The organism is Mesobacillus persicus (assembly GCF_900109925.1).
Lineage (GTDB): Bacteria > Bacillota > Bacilli > Bacillales > Cytobacillaceae > Mesobacillus_B > Mesobacillus_B persicus.
Map to the genome: position 1 here is coordinate 46,460 of NZ_FOBW01000014.1, position 11,855 is coordinate 58,314.

The 11,855-nt window shown below is 44.5% G+C and carries 15 protein-coding genes; 3 read left to right on the forward strand and 12 right to left on the reverse strand.

Features of this window, described 5'->3' with window-relative positions; translation table 11 throughout:
- Nucleotides 1–5 precede the first annotated feature (5 nt).
- Entirely contained in the window at nt 6–2,924 is a 2,919-nt protein-coding gene (locus BMX30_RS17525; RefSeq protein WP_090748724.1) for a DEAD/DEAH box helicase, read from the forward strand.
- Between the two features lie 120 nt (nt 2,925–3,044).
- On the opposite strand, the gene BMX30_RS17530 is transcribed toward BMX30_RS17525, so the two are convergent.
- The 9 genes from BMX30_RS17530 to BMX30_RS17565 all read right to left on the reverse strand — a co-directional run bounded on the left by BMX30_RS17530 (nt 3,045) and on the right by BMX30_RS17565 (nt 9,044).
- Nucleotides 3,045–3,758, reverse strand: coding sequence for a sulfite exporter TauE/SafE family protein (locus tag BMX30_RS17530; protein WP_090748726.1), 714 nt, complete (start codon nt 3,756–3,758; stop codon nt 3,045–3,047).
- A 53-nt stretch (nt 3,759–3,811) separates the two neighbouring features.
- The gene (locus BMX30_RS17535) at nt 3,812–4,489 is read right to left on the reverse strand and encodes a YdeI/OmpD-associated family protein (protein WP_090748728.1); all 678 of its coding nucleotides are present in this window, start codon (nt 4,487–4,489) and stop codon (nt 3,812–3,814) included.
- A 63-nt stretch (nt 4,490–4,552) separates the two neighbouring features.
- On the reverse strand, nt 4,553–5,548 hold the full coding sequence (gene cuyA, locus BMX30_RS17540) for a D-cysteate sulfo-lyase (RefSeq protein WP_090748730.1): 996 nt from the start codon (nt 5,546–5,548) through the stop codon (nt 4,553–4,555).
- A 170-nt stretch (nt 5,549–5,718) separates the two neighbouring features.
- A complete protein-coding gene (locus BMX30_RS17545) occupies nt 5,719–6,180 on the reverse strand; it encodes an NUDIX hydrolase (RefSeq protein WP_090748732.1) in 462 nt (153 codons plus the stop codon).
- A gap of 155 nt (nt 6,181–6,335) precedes the next feature.
- Complete coding sequence (locus BMX30_RS17550) at nt 6,336–6,803, reverse strand: DUF2062 domain-containing protein (protein WP_090748735.1); 468 nt, start codon at nt 6,801–6,803, stop codon at nt 6,336–6,338.
- A gap of 146 nt (nt 6,804–6,949) precedes the next feature.
- A complete protein-coding gene (locus BMX30_RS17555) occupies nt 6,950–7,810 on the reverse strand; it encodes an MBL fold metallo-hydrolase (protein WP_090748737.1) in 861 nt (286 codons plus the stop codon).
- Nucleotides 7,811–7,828: 18 nt separating this feature from the next.
- The gene (locus BMX30_RS17560; protein ID WP_090748739.1) at nt 7,829–8,242 is read right to left on the reverse strand and encodes a VOC family protein; all 414 of its coding nucleotides are present in this window, start codon (nt 8,240–8,242) and stop codon (nt 7,829–7,831) included.
- Between the two features lie 201 nt (nt 8,243–8,443).
- Nucleotides 8,444–8,638: a hypothetical protein gene (locus BMX30_RS23240; protein ID WP_139195409.1), complete on the reverse strand. Its 195-nt coding sequence runs from the start codon at nt 8,636–8,638 to the stop codon at nt 8,444–8,446.
- Nucleotides 8,619–9,044 (reverse strand): single-stranded DNA-binding protein, encoded by a 426-nt coding sequence (locus BMX30_RS17565; RefSeq protein ID WP_090748741.1) that lies wholly within the window; start codon nt 9,042–9,044, stop codon nt 8,619–8,621. The genes BMX30_RS23240 and BMX30_RS17565 overlap by 20 nt, the downstream gene beginning before the upstream one ends.
- A gap of 257 nt (nt 9,045–9,301) precedes the next feature.
- Between BMX30_RS17565 and BMX30_RS17570 the strand changes: the two genes are divergently transcribed.
- Complete coding sequence (locus BMX30_RS17570; RefSeq protein ID WP_090748743.1) at nt 9,302–9,736, forward strand: YwpF family protein; 435 nt, start codon at nt 9,302–9,304, stop codon at nt 9,734–9,736.
- 86 nt (nt 9,737–9,822) lie between these two features.
- Here BMX30_RS17570 and BMX30_RS17575 read toward each other — a convergent pair whose 3' ends face one another.
- Nucleotides 9,823–10,260 (reverse strand): hypothetical protein, encoded by a 438-nt coding sequence (locus tag BMX30_RS17575; RefSeq protein WP_090748745.1) that lies wholly within the window; start codon nt 10,258–10,260, stop codon nt 9,823–9,825.
- 167 nt (nt 10,261–10,427) lie between these two features.
- On the opposite strand from BMX30_RS17575, the gene BMX30_RS17580 reads away from it, so the two are divergent.
- Nucleotides 10,428–10,748, forward strand: coding sequence for a DUF3221 domain-containing protein (locus BMX30_RS17580; RefSeq protein WP_090748746.1), 321 nt, complete (start codon nt 10,428–10,430; stop codon nt 10,746–10,748).
- Nucleotides 10,749–10,786: 38 nt separating this feature from the next.
- On the opposite strand, the gene fabZ is transcribed toward BMX30_RS17580, so the two are convergent.
- Together fabZ and BMX30_RS17590 are read right to left on the reverse strand one after the other, a co-directional pair.
- A complete protein-coding gene (gene fabZ, locus BMX30_RS17585; protein ID WP_090748749.1) occupies nt 10,787–11,209 on the reverse strand; it encodes a 3-hydroxyacyl-ACP dehydratase FabZ in 423 nt (140 codons plus the stop codon).
- Nucleotides 11,210–11,319: 110 nt separating this feature from the next.
- Nucleotides 11,320–11,583, reverse strand: coding sequence for a DNA-directed RNA polymerase subunit beta (locus BMX30_RS17590; RefSeq protein WP_090748751.1), 264 nt, complete (start codon nt 11,581–11,583; stop codon nt 11,320–11,322).
- Nucleotides 11,584–11,855: the final 272 nt, after the last annotated feature.

The following is an 11,855-nucleotide window of genomic DNA, read 5'->3' on the forward strand; positions in this document are numbered from 1 at the left end:
CTGGGATGCTGCAGATGAAGATGATTTCGATTCAGATGAAGCCGCTGGCGGACGGGAGGTTTTTCCTGTATGCGCTGAATCCGGATGGGCATTGGCTCGATCTTTCGGATTGGCGGCACCTGCTTTTTAACCGTCATAAGGAGAGCTATTACGGGACGATGCTTGAGAGCGCGACTGAGGACGGAATTAATGGGGTTGTCATCAGCAGTTGGCAGCTTGTCACCTTGTTCGCTGAGGAAGGCTTCAACCGGATTGTTGACTGGGAATGGGACGAACTCTCCCACCTCTGCCTCGCCTCGGCCCATGCCGTCTACGATGCGATTCTTGAGAAAGATTGGCATCCGGATTTTCGGATGTTGGATCACGCTGGGGACCTCGAAGGTGACGATGCCTCCCCTACTTCTGGGACGGCGGCGGCTCCGATTACTGAATCCGGCTCGTTCCGCTGGGCCCTCCCTGAACAGGTCAAAGACGAGTTCGGCGATAATTTTTGGGAGGATGTCATCCACCAGGACGGGCAAGATTGGCAGGTAGAAAGGTTTATTTCCGACCTATTCCACTACGCACTGGATGCTTATTTTGATGAAAATGAAACTCTGAAATATTTGCTTGGCGAGAAACTCGAACTGTTGCGGAACAACCAGCTTTCCGGTCGCGAGCTTGCCGCTTATTTCGATGAGGCGCGCTGGTTAGAGTGGCTTGGTATAAAAGAAAATCCCGCACCGTTTTCGATTGGCCTGCGCTTGGAAGAGCCGGAGGATGGTGAAGGCGATTGGCAGCTCGGCTTATTCCTGCGCGGTCATAAAAATGGAATGGTCATTGAGGCGAACAACTACGCCGATTATCCAGCCAACTGGGATGGATTCCACGACAAGGTTGATGCCGAGGAACAACGCTTAGCGAAGGTGTTTCCATGGCTAGCGGAGGAAGGCGAGCGTGGCGGCGATGACGTTCGTCTCAAATCAGCGTTATCCGAAGAGGATGCATGGCAATTTTTAACCGAAACGAGCGAGACCTTGATTGCGCTTGGAATTGAGATCCTCCTGCCGTCTTGGTGGGAAGCGATTAAAACATCGCACCTAAAAGTAAAGGCGCGCCTGAAGAGTCAAGGTGGCTACCGTCGTTCATTTGTTGGGCTCAATGCGTTGCTTGATTATGACTGGCGCTTCTCGATGAATGGCGTTGACCTTACCGAGGACGAATTCCAAAACCTCGTCAATGAAAAACGTCGCCTTGTGTTTGTCCGCGGAAAATGGATTAAGCTTGACCATGGGTTTATTCGCCAGATTCAGGATTTGATGAAAAAGGCCGATAAAGAAGGCTTACATATACGTGACCTGTTGCAACAAGAATTGAACGAGGAAACCGATGAGCCGTCTGAGCAGCTTGATGACCCGCGGGCGTTTGCTAAAATTCAGATTGAATTGAATCGCCATTGGAAGCAGATGATGAAGCAACTATCGGAAACAAAGGAAATTCCTGACCAGCCCGTGCCTGCTGGTTTGCAAGGCGAGCTACGTCCTTATCAAAAACTCGGGATGAACTGGCTGTTATTTTTACGGAAATATGGATTTGGCGCGGTGTTAGCCGATGATATGGGGCTTGGGAAAACGATTCAGCTTATCTCCTACCTGCTTTCGGTAAAAGAACAGGAGTCTAGGAGCGGACCTGCCTTGATCATCTGTCCGACGTCTGTGCTTGGGAACTGGCAGAAGGAAATCGAACGGTTTGCCCCTGGGACGGATGTGATGCTTCATTACGGATCCACTCGCCTTAAGGGTGAGGAATTGCTTGAGCGGACGAAGCAGGCGGATATTGTGCTTACCTCTTATGGGCTGACGCATCTCGATTCCGAGGAACTGGAGCCGGTTGAGTGGAGTGCAGTGGCGATTGATGAGGCGCAGAATATCAAGAACGCCGATACGAAGCAATCACGGGCAGTCCGGAAGTTAAAGGGTCTTCATCATATTGCTCTGACAGGGACACCGATGGAAAACCGCTTATCTGAGTTGTGGTCAATTTTTGATTTTACCAATCGTGGGTATCTTGGCAGTGCAGGTCAGTTCCAGAAGAGGTTCATTGTGCCGATTGAAAAAGATGGCGAGTCCGAGCCCATCCGTCAGCTTCAGGGCTTGATTCGGCCGTTCTTATTGCGGCGGACGAAGAAGGATGAAGACGTTGCCTTGAACCTGCCGGATAAAATTGAGCAGAAGGAATATTGTCCGCTGACTGCTGAGCAGGCTTCGCTTTATGAGCAGCTTGTCAAAGATACGTTTGGCGAGATTGAAAAGCTGTCAGGGTTTGAGCGCAAAGGCTTGATCTTGCAGATGCTCGGGCGCTTGAAGCAGCTTTGTAACCACCCTGCGCTTTATTTGAAAGAAGAGCAGCCGACGAGTCTCGTGGCACGTTCCGCGAAAATGGAAAAGCTGATGGATTTGGTTGGCGCGGTGCGTGAGCAGGATGAAAGCTGTTTGATTTTTACCCAGTATATTGGCATGGGTGAAATGATTCGCAAGGTGCTGCAGGAGGAGTTTGGCGTTGATGTGCCATTTTTACATGGGAGCTTGCCGAAAGCGAAGCGCGACCAGTTAATTGATCAGTTCCAGAATCGCGAATTTCCGTTCTTCTTGCTGTCCTTGAAGGCGGGTGGAACAGGGCTGAACTTGACGGCAGCGAACCACGTTATCCATTATGACCGTTGGTGGAACCCGGCGGTTGAGAACCAAGCGACCGATAGAGCGTACAGGATTGGGCAAGACCGCTTTGTTCACGTTCATAAATTGATCGCCACTGGTACATTAGAAGAGAAAATCGATGCGATGCTCGAGAAAAAGCAAAACCTCAACGACCAAATCATCCAAAGCGACAGCTGGATGACCGAACTATCCACCGACGAACTTCAAGAGCTCGTGCGGTTGGGGTAGGACTGGTTGTTGTGAAATTTTGAATGGGAAAACTTTGGATGGTGCCAGGCACCATCCAGGGAATTGGAAAAAACGGGTCCACCTTTTACTAGAGGTGGGCCCGTTTTTTGTGTGATGTTATTACAAACTATCAATGAGTAAATAAACACTTGTGAATAGGAGGATGAGGTAGGTAAATATTCGGAAGAGGTGTTGGTTGATCTTTTTAAATAGGAATTGCCCGAGTATGAGACCTAGTAAGACTAGTGGGAGTGCCTGTGCGCTAGAGATCCAAATGGTTGTATTTGTTCCGACGAAAATGACTTGTATGACTAGACTTACAAGGTAGATGAACAAATAAAAGGCTAGTGTCGTCGCTCTTAATCTCTCCTTTTGAGTATCTGTCCCTGAGAAATATAATAATAGCGGTGGTCCGGGCATGCCGATACTGGTGGTGAGTGCCCCTGAGAATGCACCTACTAATAGATCCCTCCCCTTGCTCTGCTGGATTCGAAATTTAAATACTAGCATTATTGTTAGTGCTAGGATAACCAGGCTAATCCCTAATTTTAGGGTCGTAATATTGATGAACAAGAAAATGAGGATTCCTACTGGTAGGCCTGGAATACTTCCAAACACAAATCTTCTAAGGACTCCAAAGTCCACTTCCTTCTTGATTTTCGATAGCAACGCACACGAAATGACTAGTGATAAGATCAAATTGATTTGAATTGCTTCGGCTGGCTCAAAGAGGAGAAGGAGAAAGGGCGTCGCTAGTATTGAAAAGCCAAACCCTGTGCTCGTTTGGAGGGCGGAAGCGATTAGGATAATGCACGTAAATAGGATTATCTCCATTCATCCCCTACCTTATCTTTTTACAATTTTTGGAAGGTGCCAGGCACCTTCCTTTATTTCCCTCTTCGTCTATATAGGTCCATTGTTTTGTAACCTTCGGTGAGGACGATTTCCATTTCATTTAGGCGCTTTTCTTGGGTTTCTTTTCGTTTTGCGCTGTATATATAGCGCGCCCAGTCTTTTTGGTAGCCGGGGGTTAAATCGTTGTAAATCTTTAATACATCCTCATTTTTGCTCCAATATTGTTTAATATCTTGGATATAGTCAATATAATCATCGACTCGTTGGCTCGGCTTTGAGCTCTTAGTTTTAGTCTTTTTCTCCGGTGTTGCCTTCATGCCGACAACGGTAAAGACATCGTTTAAACTAACCATTCTTGCAAACTTTAACTGGCTTCCGTGGACAAATCCGTCCTCATTATAATGCTGGTCATTGTAGATACTGTCTCGTTCTATGTATTCTTCATATTGAGGATTATTCTTCTTTGGATAAGCAAAGTATAAATAGCCGTTATCCTTCACTAACTGCTTTTCAACGACTTCGTTTAGGGTTTTTGTAAATTCCTCTAGGCGATAAACGAACACAAAGACAAGATCATATTTTTCCTCTTTAATCATGTCGTCATATTCTAATGGTTTAAAATCCTCAATATCTTTAGGGATATCGAGAATCAGCTTTGTTGGGTATTTATTTAGGCTTAATTTTTCAACCACCGTTTTTGTTGGGTTCATCTCATAATTGCTCCTTCATCTTAAATTCATTTTGGTGCCAGGCACCATCCAGCTATTTACCAATTACCTAAATAGTTCTGTATTGGCATAGAGGGATGGGGAGCCACCGGAGTGAACGAAAAGTATGTGATCTTTCTTTTTAAAGATGCCTTTGCGAATTAAGTCCATTAAGCCCGCGACCGCTTTGCCGGTGTAGACAGGGTCTAGTAAGATTCCTTCTGTTTTTGCGACGAGCTGAACAGCTTCAATCATTTCTGGTGTTGGTTGGGCGTAACCTGGGCCAACATATTCCTCGAAACAGATGACCGCTTCCCGCTGGACGGGGTTTGGAATCCCTACATGGGCGGATGTTTCAATTGCAAGCCTAAATACTTTTTCTTCTTGTTCTGGCTTGCCTCTGCTCACGTTTATGCCAATAACGGGGATTTTGCTTTGTAAGCCCTGAAAGCCAGTGACCAATCCAGCATGCATCCCACCACTCCCACTTACACATACGACTGTACTGAGATTAATATTTTGCTCAAAAGATTGCGCGAGAATTTCTTGAGCACAAGCAACATACCCTTTTGCACCGATAAAGTTGCTTCCTCCAACCGGAATCGTGTATGGCCGGTGTCCAGCTTCTTTTACCCTCTCTGCAATCTTAAGCATTTCCTTATTCAGGTCCGTCCCGTGCGGAACGACCTTAATCTCCGCTGCCCCAAGCAGATGATAAAGGAAATAGTTCCCGTTGAAATCGGGGTCCATATTTGGTGTAACCCCCTCTTCCAAGACAAGAATACACTTCATATCTTCTTTGACTGCTGCTGATAAGGTCAATCGGCAGTGATTCGATTGAATAGCTCCGCTCGTAATAATCGTATCCGCGCCCTTTTCAAGCGCATCAGCAATCAGGAACTCCAACTTTCTCGTTTTATTTCCCCCTGCCGTTAAACCCAGCTGATCATCGCGTTTAAAATAAATCGATGGCCCGCCAAGAGCTTTTGAAAAATGCGGTAAATATTCGATTGGTGTATAAGAAGGTGTATACCTTCGCCTTGGAAATTGCGCTAAATTCATGCTATATCCCCTTTGTATATGTACTAATTTGTTGAATCGTTAGTTGTTGTACTTATATGATTTATCAAATTACAGACCGTGCTTTTTTCCCTTATTATCAGTATAGCAAAACGAGCTCGTAAGATGGAAAAACTCTGGATGGTGCCAGGCACCTCCCAAAAGTTTTCCATTTACTGCTCAGAATGATTCTTTAAATATTCTTCGATGATGGCTTTGTGGCTTTTCACCATTTTTTGGGGGAGGTTCTTAGGGTCATAAAACTGGAAGGAGATCGATTCTGTTTCGTCTACTCTAAGATTTCCTTCAAAATTCTTTGTGTAATAAGCTACTGTAACGACGAAAAACTCATCCCCGTTTTCGGCGACAACGAAATGGTTTGGTCCGGAGTAAACATTGATTAATTGTAAGTCCTTCACTGTTAGTCCGGTCTCTTCCATTACCTCACGACGCGCAACGTCTTCAGTTGATTCCCCTAGCTCCATCAGGCCACCTGGCAATCCCCATGATTCTTTCGGGAACCTCCGTTGTTCAAGTAGGATTCGACCTGACTCATCGACTAGAACCGTAACCGCCCCGACCAAGATCAGTGGTCGATGTCCGACGATTTTACGCAAATCCTCTACATAACCCAACTATCGTCACCCCCTTCTAACATTGTTACCTGCAAGGACTCTACAATTGCTTGGACATCTTATAGGGATGGATGGATAATTATGGGTGGTGCCAGGCACCACCCAGGGAATTCCCAAAAACAAAGCTCTGTCAGTTGGACAGAGCTTTGGGTTATTTAGTATTTTAGTTTGCTCAGAATACGTGTCCGGTACTTTTTGAAGATCAGATAAACGATGATGTAAAGAATGATCGAGGATACTAGTACATTCACTAGGGCTCCTGTTAGGAATTGCAGGCTGCCTGATTGGATGCTGCCTACCGTATCATTGACTGCCTCGATGTATTCTACTTCTTCTAAATCATTTACCTCACTAGGCTTCTTTAGGAAGAGCCCACCGACACGATAATTGAATAAAAAGAACACAGGCCATAATGGGGTCCCAATGATGCCTCCAATTACAGCTGCGATCACATTTACTCTTGTTATTTTCGCCAGACCTAATGATAGGATTGGTCCAAAACCAAACGTTGGAAACCAGTTAGGAATAAAGCCTAATGATAAGCCCAATGCCACTTGATGTGGCCCAGCCTTTAAGCGAAACAAACGAATTAGATAATATTTAAATCGACGCTGAAGTTTCATGTCATTCCCCTAACATGTTCATATCATTCATATGGTTATCTCCTAAGTTTAACAGATAACAGAGAAACGAACTAACGATAACATGATAGGGTGGATTGGCAATTACCTGGAAGGTGCCAGGCACCTTCCAGGACTTTACCAGACCCTTACCCTATACTCCAGCCGTTAACAAAGTATTCTACCGTCTCGAGTTCGTCTTCGTTTAAGGTTCGGCCGATTTGTTTTTCGTAGGCTTGTTTTATTTTTGATGCATCGCCCCTATATTCCTCGGTGTAATTTGCTATCGCCCTGAAAAGTGCAGCTTCGGCATTGAATTCCTCTCTTGTGAGGGTTCCCGAGTGCGACAGTACATAGGTTTCGGCCTCGTTGAACGTTTCCAACGTATCTAATAAACGCCGAATCTTTCCGACGGTATAGTTCGTTTTCGAGGCGAAAATGTTCGCATAAATGCTATCTCCTAAAAAGAGAATCTTTTCTTCTTTTACAAAAATAACAACCGAGTCGGAGGCATGGTCTCCGCCTACATGCTGCAACACGCAAGTAACCCCACCTACATCCACCTCTATCCGATCGTCAAAGGTTACCTCTGGTAGCGCAATAACTATATTCCGATGATGGGGAAACTCCTTTTTAATCGCTGTTGAACAAAATTCAATTTCTGTTCCCTCCTGGACCCGTTCATCCAATGCCTCATCTGACCAGGATAAAGGAATCAATTTCTCCATTGCTTCCTTCGTTTCGACTTGTGCAATTGAGACGACCTCTGTTAATGACGAGAGGCCAAATATATGATCCCAATGCCAATGCGTCAGCGCCAAAATATCCGGTTTAGGGACGTTCCGCTTTGCCAACTCCTCTAAAAAATACTGGGCATGGGCCTCTGAGTTTCCTGCATCAATCATTAATGTTTTATTGTCTCCTACCACCATCCCAAGTACCGGACGATCGGTTTCCGAGACAGGGGTTTGGTACCAAAAGCGCTCGCCTATTTTTTCTATTGTTTGCATCGTTTATCACTCCAAGCTCTATTTTAACAACATCTTTTTAAACACCGGACTCAATTCACTCCAGACATCAAACATATTGCCATCTATATCATAAAAAATAAAGTTTCGCCCACTATGGCCTCTATCTTCAATTTCTCCAACGGTTATTCCCTTTTGAATAAATTCCATATGTAAAGCTTCCAAAGCCTCTAGTCCATTGACTTCAAACGTTACAGAGAATCGCTCTTGCCCTTTTATATCAATGAAGTTCGCACTCTGCTTAACCCCTGACTTCACCAAGAAAAAACTTTGGAATGCAAGATTAATGATGGCTTTATCCTGATCCTTATAGCTGAGCTCTGCCCCTAACTTATTTTCATACCACTCCGCTGAAATGTCCACATCCTTTACAGGAATGTAGATGGTCCCAACTCTAATCAAAGCTTCACTCATTATCCTTCCCCCTTTTAGAAGTATTTACATTCTCCACGATGGAGTTTAATTCCTTTTTATTCATGGTGGAAAAGGACCCGTGAATCAACCTATCCATAAAAAAACAACCGGCTATCGCTAGCCGGCAAAGGTTGGGGGGTATTGGAGATAGGGTTTGATTCTCTCTGTTTGGGATTGTGCTTTTGAAAAATTGGCGGGGGATTATGCTTGTTCCAATTCTCCTGACTTGTTAGGCTCCGCGATGAATGAATAAACGCGCGGTTCTCTCGCGGCTAACTCAAGCTGACGGACTCGCATTGATAGTGCGTCTACCTTTGCATTTGTCTTTCCGACCATAGTAATTAGACTTTCAAGAAGCTTTTCCAACCCATCCATCTCACTGGGAGACCGGTTCAAAAGGCATGACCTCCGCTTCTACGGGTACTGGTACTGGTTCAGGTGGTAGTGCTGTTTTTGCTTGTGGTTGCGCTCGGCTTTCGACTGTCTTTTTACTGAGGAATTGTACGTTTTCGGCCACGACCTCGGTCACATAGACCCGTTTGCCTTCTTGATTCTCGTAGCTTCGGGTTTGTATCCGGCCTATCACGCCAATGACGGAGCCTTTTTGGCAATAGAGGGCTGTGTTTTCTGCGGTTTTTCTCCAGAGGATGCATTGCACAAAATCGGATTCTAGCTCACCATCGGCATTGCGGTAATGGCGGGTCACGGCCACCGTGACATTCATGTACGCACGCCCATCACTCGTAGATTTGAGCTCGGGATCACGCGTCAATCGTCCAACAAGAATGACCTGATTAATCAAAAGTTCATCTCCTTTCTCTTTGATGCTTTTATCTTACAACCGAAAACAATTCGAGTAAAATATACAAAATACATAAAAATACGACATTTCCAATCACACCCCATCTGTTTTCGATTGAAAAAACATTTTTAGGTGCCAAAAGATTTTTTCGTTAAAAATTTTTATAAATACAAGAAGATTTTTCGACAAGCGCTCATTCGCTTTCTATTTTCCAGATATGTTATAATTTTTGTAAAACTGTCGTTAGGAGGGCGCACATGAAGTCATTCAGGCTCATCTCCATGCAAATTGCCGATGAGGACAATTTAACCGATATCGATTTTACCGAAGGTTTAATCATTAATAAAGAAGATGATAGTGGCACCTGGCTAATTGAAGTATTCGTCGAAGAGAAATTCATTCCCTACTTTGAAAATGCCTGTGCCGACCAGAGCGATATTATTGTCCAAGTAGTTATTACTAAAAAGGATAACGACCCTGCTGCTTTCAAATCCAAAGTTTGCAGCGTGAGCAGAGTCAACGGTTATGCGAGCATCCTGTTAAAAGGGAACTTAACTAAAATTCAAAACGATTATCCTGCGATGCTGCTTGAGTACCTACTTAACCAGGGCCTAACAGGTGAAGAGCTGCTTTCGGAATTCAAAGAAAAGATTACGACCCGCCCAAGAATTTTAATCCCTAAGAAAGTGTAACTTTCCTCTAGCTAGGTGCTGAAAGTGCAAAAAAGGCAAGGGAATTAATCCCCTGCCTTCTCGCATATGGCCCTTACCTCTAATTTCTATCGGTCACGATTGTCACGGTCGTTCATATCTAGACGATCTTCAAGTGGTTCTTCACCACGAGTGTTGCGGTCTCTCACCAGATCCATATCATTATCTCGGTTCACGTCACGTGCCCCTCTGTCGGTGTCAAAGATACCATTATTGTCATTGCGGTCATTATTGAAAAGCTCATTATCGTTATCGCGGTCGAACATACCGTTGTTGCCATTGTTGTCGTTGTTGAAAATACCTGTGTCACGCTCGCCACGGTTGTTATTATTGAAAATACGGTTGTCACGGTCGTTACGGTTTAGGTCATTGATTTCAGTTGTATCGCCATCATTGACGCCATCACCGTTTGGTGGTGCCGGATCATTGTTATTTGCTCCACAACCAGCAAGAAGCATAGCAGTAAGGGCAGAACCCCCAACGATTTTTAACAGCTTGTTATTCAATAGAATGAACCCCTTTCGTTACTATGTTGTTTATTTCAAGGTGACCAGCAAGGGCCTGCCATTAGGTTGCCCGAGAACAAACAAGAACTTACAGGAAAATATTTTAAACCATTCGCCCGAATAATAAGCTAGTTGTAACAAATCCACCGGTTATGAGGTGAGTGTTCATGTTAAAAAGAACCCCTTGGTTCATACTTATCATGCTCCTTATTGGCTGTTCAAATCCCCCTATAAATAATGGAATTTCAAATGACACTACCCTTGAAGGAATCGTTATTGAAAAAACAACCAACGGAGCTTTTCTTGAATTAGTCGGCGAATCGTCGCACATTTCGAATAAGATCCATGTCAGTGTGGAAGACAATGAAATGCTTGCAGATATCATAGAGGGCCAGCATGTCCGCGTTTGGTATGACGTCATTTCCGAGTCATACCCACCACAAACCCAGGCACTTAGATTAGAACTGATCGAGGAGCAACCGAAATAAAAAAAGAGCCTGGAAATTCTCCAAGCTCAATTTAGCACCTATTTTAACGCAAACATAATCTCAGTTTCACATGCGACTTCGCCATTAACGGTAGCAATCCCCTTGCCTTTGCCCATTGGCCCGCGTACTTTAATCATTTCAACTTCAAGGCGAAGTTGATCACCCGGCTTGACCTGTCTTTTAAAACGACAATTATCAATCCCAGCGAAAAATGCGAGCTTGCCGCGGTTTTCTTCCGGCTTCAGCATCGCCACTGCCCCAACTTGAGCCAGGGCCTCAACAATGAGCACACCAGGCATCACTGGATAGTCAGGAAAATGGCCATTAAAAAATTCTTCGTTCGCGGTGACATTTTTCAAGCCAACCGCTCGTTTGCCGTCCTCAACCTCAGTAATTTTATCAATTAATAAAAATGGATATCGATGCGGAATAATTTCTTTGATTTCATTAATGTCTAACATTTGAATTAGTACCTCCTACTAATAATAGGTTCTTATCCTATTGTATAAAAGAAGTACAAAAAAAGGAAGGGTGAAATCCCTTCCTTGTCCTCATTTTTATAATCAACGGATTAATTGTGATTAACCAAGTCTAACATATGCATCCAGGTTGTCTTTTCAAAGACATCCATCGGCTCGCCATTTCCGAGAATCCCATAGCCAACAGCAGCACCTAAGATCGTGCTAAGAGCCAATAAAGCAATAATAATGAGGAGGCGTAGCCAAATGGGAATAAGGCGCACTCGAACCTTTTTCCGTTCCTGCCCCTTCACCTTCTCTTTACTCTTTTTCACTTGTTCGCGTGTTAATGCTTCTTGTTTGCTGTTCACTGCCATTATGTTCTTCCCCTTTTAACGAATTCATCCAGGTTGAGACATTATTATTTTTCACTATCCTCTATTATAAAAAAAAATGCAACAAGAAGCATTAACAAATTGTAGAAATTTGCGTTTTTTCTTGTTTGGCTGCTAAAAATGGATGTTGATTTCCGCTTCAGGCGCTTGCTTTCCGCGGGGCGGGCGGTGAGCCTCCTCGCTCGTTCCTCGCTGTGGGGTCTCACCTGTCCCGCTGCTCCCGCAGGAGTCAAGCGCCTTCCGCTCCAATCAAC